The sequence below is a fragment of the Streptomyces sp. NBC_01320 genome (assembly GCF_035974375.1).
Classification (GTDB): Bacteria; Actinomycetota; Actinomycetes; order Streptomycetales; family Streptomycetaceae; genus Streptomyces; species Streptomyces yanii.
In genome coordinates, this window is sequence record NZ_CP108390.1 from 1,440,940 (window position 1) to 1,464,028 (window position 23,089).

Sequence of the window (23,089 nt, forward strand, 5' to 3'; positions counted from 1 at the left end):
CGCGCGGAGAGGACGAAGGAGCACCCATGCTGCAACAGGCGAAGCCTCCGGGCCGGGCCCCCTACATCCACGACAAGCAGGTCGTCGCGGGCATCCACCAGGCGCTGCGCGAGGCCGGCATCACCTTCGCAACCTACCTGCCGGAGACGATCCTGTACCCGGTGATGGCCGCACTCGAGGAGGACTCCGAGGTCATCACCGCCTGCGTCGCGCGGGAGGACGAAGGCGTCGCCATGGCGGTCGGCGCCTTCCTCGGCGGCCGGTGGCCGGTGCTGATCACCGAGGCCTCGGGGCTCGGACTGTCCGGACTGATCCTGGCCCGGGCGGCCGTACAGCGCACCCCGCTGCTCATCCTGACCAGCCACAACGAAGCGCTCGGTGAGCGCCACGACTACACCGCCGCCGCGCGCCGGGTCAGCGAGCCGCTGCTGCGCGCGCTGGGCATTCCCTACGTCCTGGCCCGGGACGGCGCGGAAGCGCCACTGCTCATCAAAGAGGCGCAGATGACCGTCCAGGGCGATCGGCGCCCGGTCGCCGTGCTCTTCCCGCGGCACACTCTCCACGCCAAGGAGGACCGCCGGTGAAGCGCCGTGACGTGCTGGAGACACTTGCCCGGTACCGCGGCATGTCACCCGCGGTGGTGGGCCCGGGATTCGGCGGCCGGATCCTGCACGAGATCGACCATCAGCCCGCCACGATCTACAACATGGAGTTCGGCTATCCGGTCGCCGTATGCCTCGGGCTGGCACTCGCGCTGCCGCAGGAGCGGGTCTTCGCCGTCGAGGGCGACGGTTCGCTGATCGCGGCCCTCGGCACTCTGACCACGGTCGCTCGCTACGCGCCCCGGAACCTGATCATCCTGGCGATCGACAATCGGTCGTTCGCCACCACCGGGGCGCAGCCCACCGCGTCGGCGTCGGCGACTGACATCGCAGCGGTCGGCAGGGCGGCCGGACTGGTGAGTTCGATGTGCGTGGCCGACATGGCGGCCGTCGAGACGGCCCTCGCCAGGGCAGTCGAGTCCGACGGCCCGCACCTGATCGTGGCGGAGGTCGAGCACGAGGACGTGCGGTCGGCGGGGCGGTCCAAGGCCTATCCCTTCGACATCGTCGAGGCCGCGATCACCTTCCGCCGCTCGCTGGAGAACCGGGGGCTGGTGCCGACCATCTGGGCGGTGTGATCCGCCTCCGCAGGTCGTGACTCGGCCGGCCGGGCCCGTCCTCGACCGGGCATCGGCCACCGCCAGGCGGCCGCGGCCGTCGGACGGGCGCGTCGGCCGGTCGGCACCGCGGCGGGCCCGACGCCCCGGCCGGACCGGCCGCTGTACCCCGGCCTCGACACGACAGGAGCCTCCTAGGTGCACGACATCGCCGAGCAGCTGGCCGCCTGGCACTCCGCAGGGCGCGCCTTCGCCATCGCCAGCGTGGTCCAGGTCTCTGGCAGCGCCCCGCGCGACCCGGGCGCAGCCCTGGCGGTGGACGCCGCCGGCGAGGTGGTCGGCAGCGTCACCGGCGGCTGCATAGAGGGCGCCGTGTACCGGCTGTGTCAGGAAGCGCTGCTCGACGGGCGCCCGGTCCTGCAGCGTTTCGGGTACGACGACGAGGACGCCTTCGCCGTCGGCCTCACCTGCGGCGGGATCGTCGATGTCTTCGTCCAGCCGGTGCGTCCCGGCGGCGGCCCGGGCCTGGACGCGGGGATCCGTGCCCTCGCCGCCGGCACGCCCGTGGCCCTCGCCCGGGTCATCGCCGGGCCCGAGGAACTCCACGGCGCCTGCCTGACGGTGGACGCCGCCGGCCACCGGGGCGCGCTCGCCGCTCCGGGCACCGGACCGGGCGCGGCGGCCGGGCCGCTGGAACAGGCGGTGGTCGCGCAGGCCCGTGTGATGCTCGACGCCGGCCGCACGGGACTGCTGACACTCGGCCTGGACGGCCGGCCGTGCGACCCGCAGGAGCAAGGCTCGGCAGTGCTCTTCATCGAGTCCCACGCGCCGGCCCCACGCATGCTGATCTTCGGCGCCATCGACTTCGCCGCCGCAGTGGCGCGTATCGGGCGGTTCCTCGGCTACCGGGTCACCGTCTGCGACGCCCGGCCGGTCTTCGCCACCGTCCGCCGCTTCCCCGCAGCCGACGAGGTGGTGGTCGACTGGCCGCACCGGTACCTGAAGGACCAGGCCGCCGCCGGCACGCTGGACGGCCGCACCGTGGTGTGCGTGCTCACCCACGATGCCAAGTTCGATGTGCCGCTACTGAACCGGGCGCTGCGCATGCCCCTGGGATACGTCGGATCCATGGGCTCGCGCCGCACCCACCGCGACCTGCTGGCGCGCCTGCGGGAGGCTGGCCTCACCGAGCATCAGCTCGCCGGGCTGCGCTCGCCCATCGGACTGGACCTCGGAGCCCGTACCCCCGAGGAGACGGCGGTCGCGATCGCGGCGGAGATCGTGGTGCACCGGCGTGGGGGCGGTTGTCTGCCGCTCAGTGCGGGAGAGGGCCCCATCCACCACGGCGACACATCTTCCGGGACCGTTTCCGCCACGTCCGTGGAGCTGCGGAACGGCCGCTGAGCATCTCCGATCAGGCCGTGCCGATCACCGCTTCGCGGCCTTGACCTCGATCGGTCAGTGATGCCCGGCGACGGACCGGAGACATCACACCACTGTCGAAGCCCGACACCCGTAGGTATAGGGTCGGTGCCGGTGACCGAGAGGGAAGCGAAGAGGAAGAGGCTGGACGTGCCGAGGTCTCGCCCCATCGCGGAGGACAGTGATCGGTCGTCGATGCGGAGCGCGAGCGCCGCTGAGGTGCCGTTCGACCTCTCGAGCAACGTCAACTATTTGTTGCGCAGTGCGCACCAGCGCGCCGATGAGCTGTTCGCCGAAGCCATGACCGGCCTGGACGTCACTCCGCGGCAGGCGACTTTGCTTTTCGTGATCGGGAAGAACGAAGGCGCCAGTCTCAGCGACCTCACCCGGTACAGCGGCATCGACCGAGGTTCGATCTCGGGGATGGTGCCACGGCTTGAGCGGCGTGGCTTGCTGACCCAGAGCAGGGCGGACAGTGACGGACGTGCCAAAGCATTGACCCTGACGCCGTCCGGCGAGGCGCTCGTCCATGACGTCGTGCACCGTACCGAAGGACTGGCGGAGCGGGTATTGGGCAGCCTGCCTGAGGAGTACCGCCAACTCTTCGTGAAGATGCTCAGGCAGATGGTGGGGGTCGAGGTCGAGACGCGCGTGTCGAGCGAAGCGCTCTGACGCACCGGCAAGGCTTGGCTCCAGCTTGACCGTCATCGACCTGCTCCTCCGGACCCGAACGCGGCTGCTGGACCACGACCCGGCCGCCGCGGACGCACGCCGCCGGCAAGCCCCCGTCAACGCGATCAACCCGGCAGAGCGGACCTCGCCCCGAACGCAAAGGTCAGTGCGTGTCGAAGATCGCTTGGTATCGGGAGAGCGCTGACGTCACCGCGGCGATCTCGGCAGCGGTCGGCTGGAACGGGTCCTTCGCGATGGGGAGCGCTCCGAATTTGAGCAGGGCCGCCATGAGCAGCATCCGTGCCTTGGACGCCGACAGATTGTTGCCGGCCACGGCGAGAGGATCACGCTTGTAGGCCATTCCGCCGGTGTTCCCACCTCCGACCCGGACCACTGGCATGCCGCACAATGCCGCAACCGCAAGGGCCGAGTCCGTGGCGGGGTCACTCATCCCGTAGGGCGACATTCCCTCCACGACGAAGCCGGCGAGCGGTGCACCGGCCAGGTTGGCCTCGACCCGGGCGAGGATCTCCACCTCGTTGCGTGGATCAGGTGTGGATTCGGCCGCGATCGGCACGGTGACGTAGTGGCCGTACTTGACGAACGAGACGGTCGGCATCGCCGACCCGATCAGGTCACCGGCGCTGTCTCTCACGGCAACCTCGATGACGCGCCGATCACTCGAGAGGCCGCCGCGGACGCCATGCACCGACGCGGGAAGCAGCGGCAACCGCAGCAGCGACGCATGGGTGTGACGCCGGTTGGGCACGAAGGTGACCTGTGGCGGGGCGTATGCACCCATGTCCGCGACCACACCTCCATGGCCCCCGACGACGTCATAGCCGCCCGGCCGCGCATCGACTTTTGTCACCTCACGGCTGGCGAAAACCACTTCGTCCACGACCAGGACGGCGCCGACGCGGTCCCTGCCGGCTTCGTCGCGCCACACACCGGACAGGATGTACTTCAGGCCGTCGACGATATTGCGATCGCCGTCGGCGCTCAGCGTGCCGTGCGCCCGCTGGGCCGAGTGCCCCACGATCGGCAGCTCGGTGTCGATGGTCAGATTCAGCCAGTACAGCGTGTCCTCGATGGTCGGGCTGCTCTCCAGCCACTGCATACCCGCATAGTCACCGTTCGACAGCGCACGCTGTACCCGATTCGTTGCGCGGGCCAGCATGCCCAGGCTCGGCTCGCGGTACAGATGCAACGGCGCATAGGCGAAGAAATCCAGGCCGTTGCGCTCGACGGGGATCGGGCCCTCGCCGACATCGGTGCGCTCTTCCGCCGCCTGCCCGCCCGTCCAGCCGCCGGATGGCACGGCGCGGAAGAAGTCGAAGTCCGCCTGGTGCCACAGTCCGACAGCCCGCCCGTCCCCACCGACACCGAGCCGCTCGACCTCCTCGTACAAGCGGCTCGCGTCCGGGAAGAACGTCTGCCGAGCACTCGCGGTGGAGGCCAGCGGCTCCGCCATGGCGTCCTCCCAGGCCGTACCGTCGGCCTTGCGTGCCATGTAAGGCAGTGGGTAGAGGCCATCCTCCGGCCGTAGTTCGACGACGTACACGGCTGTGCCCCCGCCGGCCGGCTGTCGCTCGTGGAAGGTGCCGTGCTCGTCGAGCCAACCGTCGGGCGGGGCGTAGAGGGCGGCGGCGTCCGCTTCCAGCGGGTGCGCGGAATGGGCGGCCACGTAAACGGTCACCGGCGCCGCCAGCCGCTGCGGACGGAGCACGTCCGGTATGTCGGCCAGGGGCAGGCCGTGCTTCCGGCGGGCCTTGTTGGACGTGACCAGAGGCGCATTGTTGCTGATCGTCGCCAGCGGACCCGAAAACACGGCGATCCTGGGCTTCGCCGGCGGGGTTGTGCCGTCGGGGGCCTCTGCCGCCTGGACGGCAGCCGGCCGCATGTCCTCCGGTGCGGCGAAACCCGACTCGTTCCCCTCACGGCGGATCGCCTCCGTGCGTCCCCGGGGGAACTCCGTCACCCGGTCAACACCTGACGTGCTCCGCGCGTCGCGTGGCAGCTGCATCCCCTAGCCCTTCGTCCTCGTGGAACCGCCGGCATCGTGCGCGGCGGCGGATGTCGTGGTGCGTTCCTCGATCTCGACCCCGACAAGGAGGCGCAGCACCTTGATGAGCAGTGCGTGGTACTCGACGGGTAATGAGCCCAGTACCTGGCTTGTGAGCTCGGGCGTGCGCTCGCTCACGCGCCGACATGCGGCAGTGCCCGCATCCGTGCACACCAACGACTTGGCCCGCGCGTCATCCGGATCCCGCCTCTCCAGCAGCAGACCTCTCCGCACCAGTCGCGGCACCATTTCGGCGATCGTCCCACGATCGATGCCAGTGATCTTCGACAGCTCGGTGAGGTTGCAGCCGGGTGCGACACCGACCGCGGACAGGATCGCGGCCTGGCGCGGGGTGAGGCCGAGGTCTGCCATCAGGCGGTTGAACAAGAAGTCGGCGCGGGCGTGCGCCCGGCGCAGAAGGTAGTTGACGTTCGAGGTCAGGTCGAACTCCGGTGCTGTCTGCGCACCGCCGTCAGGGCTCGACGAACTGTTGCCGCGTCTGCTTCGACCTCGGGGTCCCAGTTGCTCACCGACAGCCAACGACTCCCCCTAAAAAAACGTCGTACAACGCACATCTACAGCAGCATGGTCAAACCATAAGCCGTGTAAGTCAAGCAAACGTGAAGGGTTGACGCGGCATCAATGCGTCGTAGTATGCAGATCTGACGGTGACGCACGTAACATCCGCCCACGATCATCCGGTGCACGTGCCGGTGACGTCGTCGTCACCGGCACGTGCGCCGGTTGCGGCGCGGCGCGGGGACTCAAACCCTCGCCAGGCAACCGGCCGGCCCCGATCCCGCACACCCAAGGCGGCAATGGGAACTTCCTGCTCAGCGGCGACACGCCCAGCACCGAGATCGAGGGCCATGGCATTCCGGCCGATCCGGTCGCCGATACACACCACAGGTACACGGAGGTCGCACGACAATGATGAAGCGATGGCTCCGAGGGACCGCCCTGCAAGCTGTGGCGCTCTCCCTCTCGTTCGCCGCCTTGATCAGCGGATGCAGCTCGACACGCCACGACAGCACGAACGCGGCCGACGGCAGCGGTGACAAGGCGCACGGGCCGGCGGGTTCCTCGCCGCTGAACGCCATGTTGCCGAAGGAGATCAGATCGAGCGGTGCAGTGAGGGTCGCCTCGACGTTCGGGTACCCGCCGAACGAGTTCTACGAGGCGGACAACAAGACACCTACCGGGATCTCGGTCGACCTGGGCAATGCGCTCGGCAAGGCTCTCGGCGTACGGTTCGTCTTCTCGAACGTCAGTTTCGACTCGATCATCCCGGGGCTGATCGCGGAACGCTTCGACACGGCGATCACAGCGATGAGCATCACGCCTGATCGCCTGAAGCAACTGAACATGCTGGCGTACCAAAACACGGGCGCCGCTCTGATGGTCGCGGACGGCAATCCGAAGCATGTCAGCGACCTCGAAAGCGTGTGCGGCCTCAAGGTGGCGATCCTCAAGGGGTCGATCTACCAGCAGGCGCTGACCGACGCCACCGACAAGTACTGCGTTCCGGCCGGGAAGCCGGCGATCCGGATCGACACCTACGCAGAGGGGTCGGACTCCTACACAGCCGTTGCAGCCGGGCGGGCCGACGCGACCTACATCGACTTCGCGGTGGCCAAGTACACGGCGCAGCAGTTCGGAGGGAAGCTCGAGGTGCTGCCGACTCTGTACCCGGACACCCCCTATGGGGCTGCGTTCACGAAGGACAACGTGCAGCTCGCCAAGGCGGTCGAGGCCGCACTGGCGCAGATCATTCGCGACGGCAGCTATCAAAAGGTGCTGGACAAGTGGGGAATCGGCCAGGAGGCCGTTCCGTCAGCTCATCTTCAGCAGGCAACCAGCTGACAGTTCGCACAGCGGCGAGCCCTGGTCGTGAGCGGCCTCCTCAGGACATGACGGTGCGGCCGTCCGGGTGGAGCGCGATTCCCTCTCGCTCGAGACGCTCACCCGAACCGAGTTCACAAGCGGCACCAGGCCGAGATCGTGACACGGATGAACGAGACGACGGAGAAGGCGGCCATCATGACTCATGCTCTGCCTGGCGGCACGGTCAAAGTGCAGCGCGCGCGACACCCGGCACGGTGGGTGTCGGCTGCGACAGTCCTGTTCCTCCTCTTCATGTTCACGCAGTCGATCGCGACGAACAAGAACATGAGATGGGACGTTGTCGGCGCGTACCTGTTCGACGACTCCGTCATCACCGGCCTCCTGGTGACGCTCAAACTGACCGCGATGTCGATGGCGGTCGGCATCGCGGGCGGTATCGTCCTGGCCGTCATGCGGCTGTCGCCCAACCCGGTGCTGGCCGCCATCAGCAAGCTCTACATCTGGTTCTTCCGCGGGACGCCACTGCTCGTCCAGTTGCTGTTCTTCTACTTTCTTGCCGCGCTGTTCCCCGAGCTCGGCGTCGGCATCCCGTACGGCCCGACGTTCATCTCCGGTCAAACCAACGTGCTCATCACCCAGTTCGTCGCGGCCGTCCTCGCGTTCGGTTGCAACGAGGCGGCGTACATGGCCGAGATCGTGCGCGCGGGCATCATCTCGGTCGACCCGGGCCAGACCGAGGCGGCCATGTCGATCGGCATGTCCAGGGGGCAGACACTGCGGCACATCGTCCTCCCCCAAGCGATGCGGATCATCATCCCGCCGACGACCAACAACGCGATCTCGCTGCTGAAGACGACGTCACTGGTGCTGATCATCGCCATCCCGGACCTTCTGACCTCGGTGCAGCTGATCTATTCACGCAACTTCCTGCAGATTCCGCTGCTGACGGTCGCATGCGTGTGGTACCTGCTGGTCACCACGGTGCTGACCGTGATCCAGCATTACATCGAACGCTACTTCGCCCGCGGTGTGACGCAACCCGCATCCGGGGCCAAACGCCAGAACACTCACACAGGGGAAACAGCGATCGCCGCTGTCCCAGGGATGGCGGAGATGTCGAGCGAGGGGCAGCAGCGGTGAGCGTTGACGCGAAAGTCAGGGCCGAAGGCGTCGTCAAGCGATTCGGCCAGGTCGAGGTACTCCGAGGCGTCAGTCTGAACGTGGCCAACGGCGAGGTCGTCTGCCTCATCGGACCGTCCGGATCAGGTAAGACGACTCTGTTGCGCTGCATCAACCATCTCGAGCGCATCGACGGCGGCTGGCTGTGGGTCAACGGCGAGTTGGTGGGGTACGCCGAGCACAAGGGCAGGCTGCGCGAGCTCAAGGAGAGCGACATCACTGCCCAACGCGCGGACGTGGGCATGGTCTTCCAGCGCTTCAACCTGTTCGCCAACAAGACCGCCTTGGAGAACGTCCAGCTGGGCCCAGTCCTCGTGCGCAAGCAGAGCAAGGAGGCCGGCCGGACGTTGGCGCGCGAGCTGCTGGCTCAGGTGGGCCTCGCGCAGAAGATGGACTCCTACCCGAACCAGCTGTCCGGCGGGCAGCAGCAGCGGGTGGCCATCGCGCGGTCGCTTGCGATGAAGCCGAGCCTGATGCTCTTCGACGAGCCCACCTCGGCCCTCGATCCAGAACTCGTGGGAGAGGTGCTGGAGGTCATGCGGGATCTTGCGCGCAATGGCATGACGATGGTGATCGCCACTCACGAGATGGGCTTCGCTCACGACGTCGCCGATCGGGTCGTGTTCATGGACGGCGGTGTCATCGTCGAAGAGGGACATCCGAGCGAGGTGCTGTCGCGTCCTCGGAACGCTCGTACCCGGTCGTTCCTGGCGTCGGTTCGGCGGCCTGGGGCCGTCTAATACTCCAGCCGTAGATCGTGATCTTGCTGGTCAGGGCAGGTGCGGAGATGGCTGCGGCCACCGTTCATCATCGTGAGTTGTGTCGACAAACGAAGATCAGGCGGTGGCCGCGGGTCACAGCGTAGTGCCTGCCCGGTGGCGGGCGATGTTCGATCAGCTGATGGGCCGCGTCGCGGGCCGGTTCGCACGAGTCGAATCCCGTCGGCGTTGCACGGCGTTGGTGTTGGGCCTGCTGTCCGACCTGCCGAGGAAGAACTGCTGGACCCTGGCCGAGTATGCGGGTGATGCCACCCCGGACGGCATGCAGCACCTGCTGCACCGCGCGAAGTGGGACGCCGATACCGTCCGCGACGACGTGCGCGCCTACGTGGTGGAGAACCTGAGCGACGACGAGGCGGTGCTCGTGGTCGACGAGACGGGGGACCTGAAGAAGGCCACCGCGACAGTCGGCGTGCAGCGCCAGTACACCGGTACGGCCGGGCAGATCGAGAACGCCCAGGTCGCTGTCTATCTGGTCTACTCCGCCGCACGCGGCCATGCCGCGATCGACCGGGCCCTGTACGTGCCGCGTTCGTGGACCGACGACCCAGACCGGTGCCGGGCCGCCGGCATCCCCGACGACCTCACCTTCGCCACCAAGCCCCAGCTGGCCGCCAGGATGGTCACCCGGGCGTTGGACGCGGGCACACCTGCCCGCTGGGTCGCAGGGGACGAGGTCTACGGCGACAACCCGCACCTGCGGGCCACGCTGGAAGCCCGCCCGATCGGCTACGTGCTGACCGTCTCCAGCACCCACCAAGTCGCCACGCGCGCTGGGAAGTTCCAGGCGAAGGCCCTGGTGCCACAGATCCCCAAGCGGGCCTGGCAGCGGCTGTCGGCCGGAGCGGGCGCCAAGGGCGAGCGGTACTACGACTGGGCCCAGCTCGACATCGTTGGTCCGGCGGGGCGGCCCGGGCACTGCTGGCTGCTGGTCCGCCGCAACCGGCGAAACGGCGAACTCGCCTTCTACCGCTGCTTCTCACCCTGCCTGGTGCCGCTGTCCGAGCTGGTGCGCGTGGCCGGACGGCGCTGGACCGTGGAGGAGACCTTCCAGGCAGGCAAGGGCCTGGCTGGCCTGGACAGCACCAGGTCCGCCGCTGGAACTCCTGGCACCGCTGGGTCACCCTCGCCATGCTCGCCCACGCCTTCCTGGCCGTCACCGCAGCCACCGAACGCCGCGACCGTCCCGCGCCCGACGACCTGATCCCCTTGACCGGCAACGAGATCCAGCACCTGTTCAGCGCGCTGATCAGCTCGGTCCACACCTTCCGGCACCGGCTCCGCTGGTCGCAGTGGAGACGGCGACACCAAGCCCGTGCCTGCAACTCTCACTACCGACGGCAAGCAGCCGCCCAGCCATGACTGCGGACCTGGTCGGTCGGCGCCGTGTGTGAGGATCAGGCCGTGACCTGTGATGTGTGTGGACACGAGATGCAGCGGGTGCCGACAGAAGAGCCGCGGCTGAAGGAGGCATGGTTGTGCCGTTGGTGCTATGCGTGGACCGAGCTGGGGACCGGCCCGGGCGACGTCTCACGGCCGCAGTACCAGTCCATGAACTTGCGCTGGGAACGGGCAGACGCGGAGGAGCTGCCCTCTGACGTCTCCCATGCTTATGGGTGCTTCGGTACGACCCTTTGCGGCATACAGCAGGACAGCATGTCTCCCTCACCGTACCCGTGGATGCCGGGATGGGAAGACGCCTGCCAAGCCTGCAAGGAGGCCGCAGTCGTCATCGACCAGCGCTGGCCATTGGAAATGCGAGGCTGGAACCGGGCACAGGGCACGCCTCCCTTCGGTTCGAACTGGCCGCCCTTCTAATACTCTAGCCGTGAAGATCACGATCTACGGCTGGAGTACTAACCGTTCCTGGGCAGTGAGCAGGAGTGAGTCCTGGCTCACCGGCACGCCCCGAACGGTCTTGGGCGCACTGGTCCTCCGCTTTCGCATCCCGGGCGGCGACGCATATCCCGTATGCGCTCCGTCCCAGGCGGGCGGAATCCCTACGACCTGGCCATATGGGTGCGGCCAGAGGCGACGGGGAGGCCCCGAACCATCTCGCTGGTGACACGGGGACCCGACTGCTGACACCACACCCGGCGTCCCAGATCGCACCGAGAACGTGACCCACACCCCGCCGGGCATACCCGCAGCTCATCGCGCCGATCACCCCATCGTGTCCATGTTCGCCAAAACGATGTGCCGGCCCAACAGTTGTGAACCCCTCTTTCGCCCAGGCATTCCCAGGTTCGAGATCACCGCTCCGGCGCGAGGGCGATGCGACCAGCCGCAAGCGGGTCGAGCGCCTGATGCGCGAGGCCGGACTGCACGGAGTCAGCCCACGCCGGCACGGCAAGGGCTTCACCCGCCGCGACCCGGAAGCCACTCTCGCCCCGGACCTGGTCCAGCGCGACTTCACCGCGAGCGAGCCGAACCGTCTGTGGGTCACCGACCTCACGATGATCCCCACCGGCGAGGGGCCGCTGTGGCTGTCGGCCATCCGGGACACCTTGCTCCCGCCGCGTGGTGGCCTGGGAAACTTCCGCCCGCGCGGATGCCGACCTCGTCCTGTCCTCGCTGGAGTGCGCCCTGGCCAGCCGCGAAGTCGCACCCGGACAGCTGATCCATCACGCCGCCCACGGCTGCCAATACAGGCTCTTCTGCCGTATGTGTGGGTGCTGTGACCTGCGGTGATACATGAAACACGCCGCTTCCTGCAAGGCTTGAGGTGTCTAGTCACAAGCTTGATCTTGCAAGGAAACGGCGTGTCTTCCTTCAGCATAGGGAAGCGGACCCTGACGGTCGAAAACGCCGTGGTCGAGGGTGTCCGCTGGGACGGGCCCGAACAGTGTGTGATCGTGTCGGTACGGTCCGACGCGCGACGTCGGCAGCGATGCGGGATCTGTCGCAGACCCGCGGTCCGGTACGACGCCGGGCGGGGCCGGCGCCGCCGGCGGGATCTGGACCACGGGGTGGTGAAGGTGTTCCTGGAGGCCGACGCGCCCCGGGTGGACTGCCGGGTGCACGGGCCGGCGGTGACATCGATGCCCTGGGCGAGGCACGGTGCGGGACACACCCGAGGCTTCGACCAGCAGACGGCCTGGATGGCTGCCGAATGTTCCAAGTCCGCGACGGCCGCGCTGATGCGGACCTCGTGGCGGACGGTCGGGGCCATCGTCAAGCGGCACGTCACCGACCGCGACCGTGATCGTGACCGGCTGTCTGGTCTGCACCGGATCGGGATCGACGAGATCTCTTACCGCAAGGGTCAGAAGTACATGACCGTGGTGGTCGACCACGACACCGCGAAGGTGGTGTGGATGGCCGACGGTCACGGCAAGGACGTCCTGCACCGCTTCTTCGACACCCTGGGAGAGCAACGCGCCCCGCGGCTCACTCACATCAGCGCCGACGGTGCGAGCTGGATCGCCGACGTCCTCGCCGAACGCGTCCCCGGCGCCGTGCGTGTCATGGACCCCTTTCACATCGTCGCCTGGGCCACCGACGCCCTGGACACCGAGCGCCGGGCCTCCTGGAACCGCGCCCGCCGCGAAGCCGACGACCGCGAACGGGCCCGGGCGCTGAAGGACTCCCGCTTCGCGCTGTGGAAGAACGAGACCGACCTCACCGACCGGCAGATCGCCAAACTCGCCTGGATCCAAGCCACCGACCCCCGCCTGCACCGCGCCTGGCGCCTCAAGGAGGCCCTGCGGATGGTGTTCACCCTGGCCAAGACCCGTCCCACCGCGGCCCTCACGGCACTGGACCGATGGATCGGCTGGGCCCGACGCTGCCGCATCGATGCCTTCGTCGGTCTCCAACGCCGAATCGTCCGGCACTACGACGCCATCCGGGCCGCGTTGATCACGGGGATGAGTAACGGGCTGATCGAATCCACGAACACCAAGACCCGCCTGATCATCCGCCGCGGCTTCGGCTTCCACTCCGCCGACGCCATCATCGCCCTCGTCATGCTCACCCTCGCAGGAGACAAACCCACCCTCCCCGGCCGTCAACTCGCAACCCGATGACCCACACATACGGCAGGAGAGCCCCATTTCCCGCGCGGCTATCCTCCACGGGATGCCACTTCGCTAGTACGCCTCCTTCGCGCTGTACAGCCGGCACATTTCGGCAGACGACATGACCGCCCAGCTGGGTGTCACTCCTGACGAGGTGGCTGTTCGCGGCAGCCGGTTCACCGAGCCGGCGGTGGTTCCGGTCGACCACTCGTGGATGGTTGTCTGTCGGCAGCAGGGTCTGCGCGTCGACGAGCAGGTCACCCGCATTCTCGACAGGCTCCATCCCCACACGGACCGCATCTGCGACCTCACCGGGCGGCTGGCCCGCACCGGCGGCGGAGCAGTGCTTCACATCGTGCGCTACTTCAACGACACCGACCAAGCCCAGCCAGGCGCAGCGGACGCCCCCAACCTCTTCGGTTGGCACCTGGACCGCAAGATCCTGGACTTCCTCAGCGCCACCGGAGCCGAGCTCGACATCGACGAGTACGACCTGGCCGAAGCCGAGGACACCACGTGAACACATGACCCCGTACTCACCTCGCACATGAGTCGCACTCCGACGGCTTGACAACAGCATTAGGAAGCAAGCAGGTGCTTGGCCGGGGGAGCGAAGTAGGTACCGGGGGTGGGCTCGGTGCCGGTGTTGCATGCGTTGCAACAGCCCTGGGTGCGCAGCGGTACTGGCGCAGAGCCGTTGTTTCTCAGCTGCGCTATTCCGGCTGCCGAAGCAGGACGGGCCGGATCCACGGCACGCGGACGGAATCGAGCGCGGCGATGCCGCTGAGGATGATGTGGTCAGCTGCTACAGCTCGAGGTGCGTCGACGCGCTGACGGACAGTCCGATCGTCTGGGCCATGGTGGTGTGGGACTGGCGTCCAGGCTTGTTCGCCTGGTGCTTCGTCAGCTGTGGGGTGGAGGGGGGCCCGTTAATGAGACCGGTGTGGGCGTGCACCGTCCAGCCCCAGGCCAAGCCGTTGATGCCCACCCTTCTTCCCGCCGATTCTCTTGCGGTGACAGGATGCCTTGATCGCTGACGAGCACACGGGAGACCCGATGAACGATCAAGGTAACCATGGCTCGGCAGAAGGCTTCAGCATCTTCGCTGTCGACGGCACCTGGCCGGAATCACGGAAGGTCACGGGCCACGGCTACAACCGAGCCACCGGCGACATCCATGTGTACCTGTGGTTCGGCTCTCCCTACTTCGACCCCCAGGTCGAGCACGTCACGGTCTTCAGCGCCTCCTCCGGCAATGCAGAGGCCAGCGAGGCCTTGGAGCGGGCTTTCGAGATCTACTTCCACCCCGGCGAGGAACCCCCTGCCAGCCTGCCGGCCTCCGAGCCCGTCAGCATCACCACAGACGGGAAACCTATGACGTTCGAACTCTGGCGCAACAGCAGCAACCGTTACTGGGTCGCACGGGGTTGCGTCGAGAGCACTGAAGTGATCCTTTCCGGCTCCGAGATCGAACCCAGCGAGCTCAGCCTGGTCCGCGTGAGCGACCTGACCTCGTTCTCGAACCCATTCGCTTCCCTCGGGTAACTGCACGACAGATCAAGCCCTTTGTCACGCGTCCGGCTGTTGGCGGGTGGCGATTTGCATCGGATGCAATTTTGCCCACTTGACTGGCGGGGGGGCGTCATTCCAAGTGCGTGGTATTCGGGGCCGTCCATGGGTCGCCCCACCCGTCGCCGCTATCGGATGGAGCCATCTCCTTCTGTTCCGTCCGGTCCGTCCAGAAGCGCCGTTCCTCCTCCCGTTGGGCGGCCACGTCGGGGATGACGGCGACAGCTTCGGCGAAGCGTGTCTGCCGGATCAGCAGTTCGGCCAGGTCGGTTGCGGCCCGCTTGCCGGGCAGCGGGCGCAGGCGGGCGATGGCCTGCTCGACGCGGCTGTCCTGAGCAAGCAGCCAGGCAATGGTCAGCTCGCGGTCGTCGACCTCGCTGGCTGGCAGTGCCTCGATCTCCTCGATCGCTTCCCGAGCGCGTCCCGCCTCTCCCATCAGCCACCACCGGTTGGACCGGAGCCAGAACGCCTCGTTCTCCGCGAGGAACTCGGGGCTGCGCCCTTTCGTGAGTTCAAGGGCCTTGTCGTGCTGGCCCTGTTCGGCGAGCAGGATCATGGTCGACTGGAGAAGGTTTCCGTCGTAGAGGTCGTCGAACGTGTGCCTCACCGCCTCGATGGCGTCATCGAAGCGACCCTGGCGGATGAGCAGTTCCATCAGCGCGTTCTCGTACCAGCCCGGATGCTTGGCAGCGATGAGGTCGCGCAGGTACGCCTCTGCTTCTCCGGCTCGGCCCAGGTTCTCCAGGACTTTTACGTACGGAACCGCGGCGGTGGACTTCTGGGTGCCGGTGGCGAGGTCGCGCAGTTCCTCGACCCGACCGTGTCGGGCCAGCAGCTCGGCATAGAACTCGATGTTGTTCTGCGGCCCGTACCGGCGTGCGGCCACGTCCATGCCGAGCAGCCGGATTGCCTCGTCCGCGCGGCCGGACCGCTCCAGGACCCGGGCCTGTGCGGGCAGGACGTCCCACAGGTCACCGACGCCGCACTGCGTCGGGTCACGCCGGAACTCCTCGGCGATCGGGGCGAGCGCCTCCAGCACCCGCTCGTCGCATCCCTGCCCGTCGGTCATTTCCACCAGGCCACGCAGCACCCGCCTGTCACGCAGGCACGGAACGAGCACGCCGATCGCGTCGTCCACCCGCCCGGCACGGACCAGCGCTTCGGCGTAGTCCCGCCACGCGTCACCGCTCTCCTGCCCCCGCCCGCTGGGGTGCGCCAGCTCCAGCGCCTGTTCGACGCGGTTCCACCGCAGGAGGACATCGATCCCTACCCGCACCGCTGGCTGCCAGCCCGACGCTGCGAACGGCTCCACGACCGTCCAGGCCCGCCCGAACTCCCCTGCCGTGCATAGCCCCCGCGCCGCACCCACAGCGCAGAACCAGTCCTTGCGCTCACGTGCCGCCTCCACCAACACCTCGAGACCGCCGCGTTCCAGGATCTCGTCCACAATCCGCGGCGGGACACCGCCGAGGTGGCTCAACTGCCACTGAAGATCATCAACATTCACGGGGGCACCCTAAGCCTGTCTGAACCCGGATCCACTGGTTGATGTGCGGCGGTGATGTTGCCGGGAACGAGGAAGTGCCCTGTGACCTGCGATGATGGGAGTTCTTCAGGCTTCCAGCACGCACGACCACGAGGGCACTTCCGAGATGGTGCGACACGAAGTCGCTGGTGGCAAGTGGGTTCGTCCATGGGAGGGGCGATGAAGTTGACGACGTAGCCCCAGGTCAGTGTTCAAGACCTGTCCCCGCCCTGACGTGCGCTGCTGGTAACGGCAGGGTGCGAAGCTCAGGGCTCAAGCCCAAGGACATCCGTTCCATCCGGATGTCACAGGTGAGGGGAAAGCCGGACGGGCGAAGTGCGCCGTGAGGCGCTCTGTTGTATCCCCGATTCAATCGGGAAGAACTTGGAAGAATGTTCCTGGGTCCAATGACTAACCTGGAATCGAAAGACGAAGGGGACAGTAGCATGTCAGGAAAGCAGCGACCGCGCGAAGACGTCGAAGCGGGGCGCTGTGGGACCCGTGCGATAAGGCAAAAGCTAGACTGCTTGAAACCTAATCTCCGATCGGTGAATGTCCGCGCCCACCGGAAAGACGTCTGTAACCGGTGCCGCTCCATGCGTCAGTATCGTTCGCCTGCTGATGCAACTTCCGTGGGGCGGGTGATGCCCAGTGAGGGCAGTCAAAGAGATGAGTGGGTTGCCTAAGTCGTGCTCGGACGTACAACAGAGACGTACCGCGGGATCACCTAAAGGGTGCGAGCCCCATGGTGACGGAGCGCCAATAGTAGTCGCAGGAGTAACGACCTGCCGGGGAGTCCGGGAAAGCCGGACACAGGGCAAAGTGGCGCAGGTGACAGGACCTTCCGGACGCGTGAGGGATGCGTAATGCAGAACGCCGAAACCGTCTTAGAGGTCATTCGTGAGCGCGGTAGGAAGGGTCTGCCGCTGGAACGACTGTATAGACAACTGTTCAATCCTGAGCTCTACCTACTGGCCTACCGGAAGTTGTACTCAAATGCGGGTGCGATGACTCCGGGCGTCACGGGAGAGACCGTGGACGGCATGTCCTTAGAAAAGGTCGAGAGCATCATCAATCTCGTTCGGTCCGAGCGGTACCGGTGGGCTCCCGTCCGGCGGACGTATATTCCCAAGCAGAACGGGAAACGGAGGCCATTAGGACTGCCTGGATGGTCGGATAAATTGCTGGCCGAGGTGGTTCGCATGCTGCTCGACGCGTACTACGACGTTCAGTTCTCCGACCGTTCCCACGGGTTCAGGAGGGGCCGAGGGTGCCATACTGCGCTGCGTGAGATAGCAGATACGTGGCAAGGTGTGACGTGGTTTATCGAGGGCGACATTACCCAATGTTTCGACCGACTCGACCATCAGGTCATGATCGAGATCTTGGGTGAGAAGGTCCACGACGGCCGGTTCCTTCGGCTGGTGAGCAACATGCTCACGGCGGGGTATCTGGAGGACTGGAGGTGGCACGCCACTCTGAGCGGCGCGCCGCAAGGAGGGGTGGCCACGCCCCCAACGCAATGGGTAACTCGGGCATGAGTCACCCTCCGTAGCGTCTTGATCTTGATGCTGGTCGTCGGCGGTGTGCTCACGCACGGGTATGCGGTGCCGGATGGTGATCTTCTCGGGGCCGACGAGGACGTCCTTGACGAGGAGTCGCAGGACGCGCTGGCGTTCGGGGACCTCGGCTGTCCCAGCGTTCTCGCGGAGCTGGGCGAGGAAGCCTTCGAGGTCGTCAGCAAGCTTGAGATAGGCGTCGCGGTCGGCGAGCTGGGCTTCCAGTGCGTCGAGTTGGCCGCGCAGGTTGCTCTCCCGGGCCCGCAGGCCGGGCATCCGGGCCCGCAGTTCATCGATGGTGACCAGCTGTTCCTGGAACGCCTCGATCATGCGGGTGATCGCTGCGGTGGCCTTGGCCAGGGCCAGTTCGAGACGGCTGCGCTGGCGGGTGGCGGGGTCGGAGGTGCGGGCACGGTCCAGCCGCTTGTCGATCTCGGACCGGATCAGGTGCGGGTCGGCGATCATGCCGATGATGTGGTCCCAGACGACGGTGTCGAGGTAGTCGGCGCGGACGGGCTTGTTGGTGCAGACCCGGCCGCCCTCGTAGCGGTAGTCGTCCGATCCCAGGCACCGGTAGTAGTAGATCTTCTTGCCGGAGGAAGTAGTGGTCGAGGTGCGGTAGTAGCCGTATCCGCAGCTCACACAGGCCGACAGGCCCTGAAGTAGGGAGGGGACCTTGCTGTTGCGCGAAGCGAAGCGCTTGTTGTCGGCGAGCCGCTGGGCGGCGCGTTCGAAGGTGGCCGGGGTGACGAGCGCGGGAACGGGGATGATGATCCACTCCTCGCGGGAGCGGTCGGCGGTCTTGACGGCGCGCGGAGTGCCACGGCCCTCCAGGCGGGCCCGGCGGTTCAGGCCCGGGGACTCGTGGAGGATCTGGGTCTTGCCGAAGGCTGCCTGCCCTTGGTAGGCGGGGTTTTTGAGCATGCCCCAGACGACGCTGCGGTCCCAGCGGGTCTTGCCGGTGCGGGTGGGAGTGCCGCTGTCGGTGAGCCAGCGGGTCAGGTCCGCGATGGAGGCCCCGTCGTCGGTGTAGCGGCGGAACAGCTCGACCACCAGCGCTGCCTCGGACTCGACGATCTCGTAGGTGGCCCCGCACTCGGGGGTTTTGCGCAGGTAGCGGTAGCCGAATGGGGCTCCGGCCAGCACGTTCACCGATCCGGAGCGGGCCCGGTAGGTCTTCCCGCGCCGGTAGCGTTCCATCAGCTGGGCCTTCTCGTACTCGGCGAACATGCCCTGGAACTGGACCATCAGCTGGTCCTCGGGGCTGTCGCCGCGTGGGCCGCGGACGAACTCCACCCGGGTACCGGCCCGGGCGAACTCCTCGATCAGCAGGGCCTGGTAGGCGAACTTGCGGGCGAGGCGGTCAGGCGCGTAGCACAGGACCACGTCCACGCCGACCTGGGCGACCAGGTCGCGCAGCCGCTCCAGTGCGGGCCTCACCAGGGTTGCCCCGGAGTGCCCCTCGTCCTCGAACACCCACTCTTCGGGCAGCTCAAGACGCTGTTCTGCGGCGTGCGCGCGCAGGGCCGCGGTCTGCGAGCTGATCGTCTGGTCCTTCTTCTGCCGGGCCGAGGACACCCGGGCGTAGATCGCCACGCTGGTCATCGCTCACTCCTGCCTGCTCGAGGCGGTCCGGTATCCGGGCTCGCCGCTGCGGAACCAACGCCGCGTAGGCCGCGGACAAGTCCGCCGCCGCATGACGGTCGAAGACCGCCTCCACCTCCACCGGCCGGCCCCTCACCTGCCCGGCCGCCCCTCCGGGGCACCCCGCTCAAGGAATTCGGCCAGGGCCTGGGCCACCACCGCGGAGATCGCCCGGTCGCTCTCGTGGGCGCGGGCGCGGATCTGTCCTGCCAGCGACTGCGGCAGCTTGACAGTGAACACCACGCTCGACTCGGGGACTTCGAGATGTCCAGCGGCCATGGCCTGCTCCAGATACCGGCGTGCCTGACGCACCGACACCCCGTACCTACTCGCCAACGTGCGGGCGGCTGCGGCCACGGGCACACCCGCCCCGACCAGATCCGCGGCGGCGTTGACCCGCCGGGCGTACTCGACGCTATCGACACGATCACCACGCACCATGTCACAAACCTACTACCCATTGTGACGCTCCTTACCCTCCGCGCGAGGAAGGAGTTCCAAGCGCCGGTAGCCGAGCGTCACCTCGAAGCAGAAGTTGCCCATTGCGTTGGGGGCGTGATCAGTCCCGTTCTGATGAATGTCGCCCTCCACGGGCTGGAGGAAGCCGCCGGAGTCAGATACTCGACGCTCGGCAGTAATGCTGCGCGGACAGTCCCGGGCTCCGTGGTGCTGGTGAGGTACGCCGACGATCTTGTCGCTCTGTGTCACACGCGTGACCAGGCCGAACAGGTCAAGGCACGGCTGGCCGACTGGCTCGGACCCCGAGGTCTTGCCTTCAACGAGGACAAGACCCGGATCACGCATATCGATGCTGGATTCGACTTCCTGGGGTTCAACATTCGCCGGTATCCCAACGGCAAGCTCCTCATCAAACCCAGCGCCACGGCGGTCAAACGGATCCGGGACCGGCTCACCACCGAGATGAGCGCCCTGCACGGGACGAACGCCATCGCGGTGCTCCGCAAAATTAACCCGATTGTGCGGGGCTGGGCCGCTTATTACCGGAGCGTGGTGTCCAAAGAGGTGTTCGCCCTGGTGGATCATCATCTGTGGCGGGTCACCTACAAGTGGGCACTTCGCGCGCACCCGAACAAGTCGAAGAGCTGGGTGATCAACCAATACTTCGACCGGTTCAACCCGTCCAGAAACGATCGATGGGTCTTTGGGGACCGCAACAGCGGTGCTTACATGGTCCGTTTCGTCTGGACGCAAATCGTCCGGCACCAGTTGGTCGCAGGGGCGGCGTCTCCCGACGATGCTGCCCTCTCCGAGTACTGGGCCAAGCGTCGCAGCAGAAAACCGCTTCCGCTGGACAAGGAGACCCTCCGCCTTGCCCGGGAACAGCGCGGACTCTGTCCGCTCTGCAAGGAACGGCTCCTGCACGCCGACGACCAGCCACGCAGCCCGCAGGAATGGGAAGCATGGCAGGCGTCAACTCGCAGGTCAGTCAGGAAAGTCCGGGCTACCGGCGAGGGGCGACTCGACGCGAAGGATGAAGCGCTCCAACTTGTGCACACCCACTGCCGTCAACGGCTCACAGGCCGTCGCGGCAGGGGAAACAGTGCTACTGCGAAGCCCGTGGGGCTTGCTTGAGCCGTGGCGCGGGGAAACTCGCTCGCCCGGTTCTGAGGGGGCGGGGATGCAGCAATGCATCCCCGCTACCCGACCAATCTTCCCACGCCACGGCGAGGGTCTCCGCACGGTTCGATGATCCGAATCTGATCGCGTACGGCGGGCTGGCTCCGCTGGTGCGCCTGGCCGAGCGGTGCGGGCTTGCCGGCCTGGTCGCCGAGCGGGTGCGCCTGCCGGCTTCGAAGAACGGCACCGGTTCCTTCCCCGCGGCCAAGGTGATGGCGCTCATCGCCGGGATGGCGGCGGGCGCGGACAGCATCGATGACATGGACCGGCTGCGGCACGGAGCGATGAAGCGCCTGTTCACCGGGGTGCGGGCACCGTCCACGCTGGGCAGCTTCCTGCGGTCCTTCACCCACGGGCACGTGAAGCAACTGCACGCCGTCTTCCGCCGGTTCCTGCCACGCCTGGCCGCACTTACCCCGCTGCTGCCCGGCATGGACACGGTCGCCTACCTCGATCTGGACGACACCATCAAGCCGACCCACGGCTATGCCAAGCAGGGCGTCGGCTACGGATACAACAAGGTCAAGGGCCTGAACGCGCTGATCGCCACGCTCTCCACGCCACTCGCCGCCCCGGTCATCGCCGCCACCCGCTTGCGCCGGGGCGGTGTGAACTCCGTGCGTGGGGCGGGCTCGTTCGCCGCCGAGGCGATCCGCACCGCCCGTGCCTGCGGCGTGGCCGGCATGCTGATCGTGCGGGCGGACTCGGCCTACTACGCCGCCGACGTGATTGCCGCCTGCCGGGCCCTGGATGTTCGGTTCTCCGTGACGGTGCGAATGAACGCCTCGATCAAAGCGGCCATCGCAGCGATCGGCGAGGACGCCTGGAGGCCGATCAAGTACCCCAAGGCAGTGTGGGACAGCGAGGAGGAACGCTGGATATCCGACGCCGAGATCGCCGAGGTCGAGTACACCGCGTTCGCCTCCAAGCCGAAGAAGCAGCAGGTCACCGCACGGTTGATCGTGCGCCGCGTCAAGCGCCTGAACCCGGCGGCGGTGCCCGAGGGGCAGGGCGAGCTGTTCACGGCCTGGCGCTGCCACGCCGCGTTCACCGACACCCGCCTGCCGCTGGTGGACGCCGAGGCCGACCACCGGCGGCACGCGATCGTGGAACAGGTGATCGCGGAGTTGAAGAACGGCCCCTTCGCGCACGCCCCCTCGGGGAGCTTCCAGGCGAACTCCGCCTGGCTGGCGCCGGCCGCGTTGGCCTTCAACCTCACCCGCGCCTGCGGAACCCTCGCCGGCACCTTCCACGCCAAGGCCACCTGCGCGACCATCCGCGACCCTCTGATCAACGTGCCCGCCCGGCTGGCCCGTTCGGCTCGACACCTCACCCTCCACCTGCCCGAACGCTGGCCCTACCAGGACGCCTTCGAGGCCCTGTTCAGGACCGTGCACGCCCCACCATCGGCTGCCTGAGCCGCCATCCGACCCGCCCGAGAGGGCCCGAGAGCTGTGGACCCGTGGAAATGCTGGGCAGACCAGCGGCCACCTCATGCCCGCAGCCGGACACACCGACCCGGACCACCAGAAATGATCACCCGCGAAGTGAGCCGGTGGATCCGGGCTGAGTCGGCGGCCCTTTCGTGAGCTGGTGCGCTGCTCCTTGGTCGGACAGGGGATGCAGTCCAGGGCGGCGAAGGCGACGACGGTCTTGGCCACGCCTTCCTGGGCGACGTTGTTCCAGGTGGCGCTGATCTTTCCGGCCGGACAGACGGCTCGCTTGCGATCCCAGTCGATGGTGAAGTCGTGTGCGGCGAAGCCTTGTTGGGCCTTGGCCTGGCGGGAGGTGTCGAGCAGGACCGGGGTGACCAAGGCGATGCCGTAGTCCTTGGCGGACGAGACGATCAGGTCGGCGCTGGGGTAGCCGGAGTCGAGGTAGTGCCGGGCGGGCAGCAGGTGGCGGCGGCGAAAGGCCTGGTGGATCGGGTCCAGGGCTTTGCTGTCCGGCAGGGTGGAACGGGTGGTCGTGACGTTGGTGATCAGGTTCGGGCGGGTCGGCCGGTCGCCGTCGG

The 23,089-nt window shown here is 67.2% G+C and carries 17 protein-coding genes and 3 pseudogenes; 15 read left to right on the forward strand and 5 right to left on the reverse strand.

Annotated elements, in window-relative coordinates:
• The first annotated feature begins 26 nt into the window (after positions 1-26).
• From OG395_RS07025 to OG395_RS07040, 4 genes are all read left to right on the forward strand, one after another.
• Positions 27-584, forward strand: coding sequence for a thiamine pyrophosphate-binding protein (locus OG395_RS07025; protein ID WP_327242112.1), 558 nt, complete (start codon positions 27-29; stop codon positions 582-584).
• The gene (locus tag OG395_RS07030; protein ID WP_327242113.1) at positions 581-1,180 is read left to right on the forward strand and encodes a thiamine pyrophosphate-dependent enzyme; all 600 of its coding nucleotides are present in this window, start codon (positions 581-583) and stop codon (positions 1,178-1,180) included. Before OG395_RS07025 ends, OG395_RS07030 begins: the two co-directional genes overlap by 4 nt.
• A 177-nt stretch (positions 1,181-1,357) precedes the next feature.
• Positions 1,358-2,563 (forward strand): XdhC family protein, encoded by a 1,206-nt coding sequence (locus OG395_RS07035; protein WP_327242114.1) that lies wholly within the window; start codon positions 1,358-1,360, stop codon positions 2,561-2,563.
• Positions 2,564-2,695: 132 nt separating this feature from the next.
• The gene (locus tag OG395_RS07040) at positions 2,696-3,253 is read left to right on the forward strand and encodes a MarR family winged helix-turn-helix transcriptional regulator (protein WP_327242115.1); all 558 of its coding nucleotides are present in this window, start codon (positions 2,696-2,698) and stop codon (positions 3,251-3,253) included.
• A 163-nt stretch (positions 3,254-3,416) separates the two neighbouring features.
• Here the strand turns inward: OG395_RS07040 and OG395_RS07045 are convergent, their stop codons facing one another.
• Both OG395_RS07045 and OG395_RS07050 read right to left on the reverse strand, forming a co-directional pair.
• Positions 3,417-5,234, reverse strand: coding sequence for an asparaginase domain-containing protein (locus tag OG395_RS07045; RefSeq protein ID WP_327242116.1), 1,818 nt, complete (start codon positions 5,232-5,234; stop codon positions 3,417-3,419).
• Between the two features lie 48 nt (positions 5,235-5,282).
• Positions 5,283-5,858, reverse strand: coding sequence for a MarR family winged helix-turn-helix transcriptional regulator (locus tag OG395_RS07050; RefSeq protein ID WP_327242117.1), 576 nt, complete (start codon positions 5,856-5,858; stop codon positions 5,283-5,285).
• A 390-nt stretch (positions 5,859-6,248) separates the two neighbouring features.
• On the opposite strand from OG395_RS07050, the gene OG395_RS07055 reads away from it, so the two are divergent.
• The 8 genes and pseudogenes from OG395_RS07055 (at position 6,249) to OG395_RS07090 (ending at position 14,685) form a co-directional block, all read left to right on the forward strand.
• Positions 6,249-7,181, forward strand: coding sequence for an ABC transporter substrate-binding protein (locus tag OG395_RS07055; RefSeq protein WP_327242118.1), 933 nt, complete (start codon positions 6,249-6,251; stop codon positions 7,179-7,181).
• A 147-nt stretch (positions 7,182-7,328) separates the two neighbouring features.
• A complete protein-coding gene (locus OG395_RS07060; RefSeq protein ID WP_327242119.1) occupies positions 7,329-8,303 on the forward strand; it encodes an amino acid ABC transporter permease in 975 nt (324 codons plus the stop codon).
• A complete protein-coding gene (locus tag OG395_RS07065; RefSeq protein ID WP_327242120.1) occupies positions 8,300-9,082 on the forward strand; it encodes an amino acid ABC transporter ATP-binding protein in 783 nt (260 codons plus the stop codon). Before OG395_RS07060 ends, OG395_RS07065 begins: the two co-directional genes overlap by 4 nt.
• A gap of 160 nt (positions 9,083-9,242) precedes the next feature.
• A pseudogene (locus OG395_RS07070) lies at positions 9,243-10,483 on the forward strand (IS701 family transposase).
• Between the two features lie 851 nt (positions 10,484-11,334).
• Entirely contained in the window at positions 11,335-11,802 is a 468-nt protein-coding gene (locus tag OG395_RS07075) for an IS3 family transposase (RefSeq protein ID WP_327242121.1), read from the forward strand.
• Positions 11,803-11,883: 81 nt separating this feature from the next.
• Positions 11,884-13,149 (forward strand): ISL3 family transposase, encoded by a 1,266-nt coding sequence (locus tag OG395_RS07080; protein WP_327242122.1) that lies wholly within the window; start codon positions 11,884-11,886, stop codon positions 13,147-13,149.
• Positions 13,150-13,231: 82 nt separating this feature from the next.
• Positions 13,232-13,660 carry a DUF4279 domain-containing protein gene (locus OG395_RS07085; RefSeq protein WP_327249264.1) on the forward strand — a complete coding sequence of 143 codons (429 nt, stop codon included), beginning with the start codon at positions 13,232-13,234 and terminating at the stop codon, positions 13,658-13,660.
• A gap of 506 nt (positions 13,661-14,166) precedes the next feature.
• Positions 14,167-14,685 (forward strand): hypothetical protein, encoded by a 519-nt coding sequence (locus OG395_RS07090; RefSeq protein WP_327242123.1) that lies wholly within the window; start codon positions 14,167-14,169, stop codon positions 14,683-14,685.
• Positions 14,686-14,782: 97 nt separating this feature from the next.
• On the opposite strand, the gene OG395_RS07095 is transcribed toward OG395_RS07090, so the two are convergent.
• Positions 14,783-16,216: a hypothetical protein gene (locus OG395_RS07095; RefSeq protein WP_327242124.1), complete on the reverse strand. Its 1,434-nt coding sequence runs from the start codon at positions 16,214-16,216 to the stop codon at positions 14,783-14,785.
• Positions 16,217-17,100: 884 nt separating this feature from the next.
• Between OG395_RS07095 and OG395_RS07100 the strand changes: the two are divergent.
• Positions 17,101-17,748, forward strand: a pseudogene (locus tag OG395_RS07100) (reverse transcriptase/maturase family protein); the annotation flags it as partial.
• A gap of 528 nt (positions 17,749-18,276) precedes the next feature.
• Here the strand turns inward: OG395_RS07100 and OG395_RS07105 are convergent.
• Positions 18,277-19,398: pseudogene (locus OG395_RS07105) on the reverse strand (recombinase family protein); the annotation flags it as partial.
• A 132-nt stretch (positions 19,399-19,530) separates the two neighbouring features.
• On the reverse strand, positions 19,531-19,878 hold the full coding sequence (locus OG395_RS07110) for a hypothetical protein (RefSeq protein ID WP_266649909.1): 348 nt from the start codon (positions 19,876-19,878) through the stop codon (positions 19,531-19,533).
• Between the two features lie 114 nt (positions 19,879-19,992).
• Here OG395_RS07110 and OG395_RS07115 point away from each other — a divergent pair, with 114 nt between their 5' ends.
• Both OG395_RS07115 and OG395_RS07120 read left to right on the forward strand, forming a co-directional pair.
• Complete coding sequence (locus OG395_RS07115) at positions 19,993-21,030, forward strand: group II intron maturase-specific domain-containing protein (RefSeq protein ID WP_327242125.1); 1,038 nt, start codon at positions 19,993-19,995, stop codon at positions 21,028-21,030.
• A gap of 32 nt (positions 21,031-21,062) precedes the next feature.
• On the forward strand, positions 21,063-22,493 hold the full coding sequence (locus tag OG395_RS07120; protein WP_327249265.1) for an IS1380 family transposase: 1,431 nt from the start codon (positions 21,063-21,065) through the stop codon (positions 22,491-22,493).
• The last annotated feature ends 596 nt before the right edge of the window (positions 22,494-23,089 follow it).

What these genes read in the sequence shown, in the direction of transcription:
- OG395_RS07025 (WP_327242112.1), top strand. Translation starts at nt 27, where the DNA reads ATGCTGCAACAGGCGAAGCCTCCGGGCCGGGCCCCCTACATCCACGAC.
- OG395_RS07060 (WP_327242119.1), top strand. Translation starts at nt 7,329, where the DNA reads ATGAACGAGACGACGGAGAAGGCGGCCATCATGACTCATGCTCTGCCT.
- OG395_RS07110 (WP_266649909.1), bottom strand. Translation starts at nt 19,878, where the DNA reads ATGGTGCGTGGTGATCGTGTCGATAGCGTCGAGTACGCCCGGCGGGTC.
- OG395_RS07055 (WP_327242118.1), top strand. Translation starts at nt 6,249, where the DNA reads ATGATGAAGCGATGGCTCCGAGGGACCGCCCTGCAAGCTGTGGCGCTC.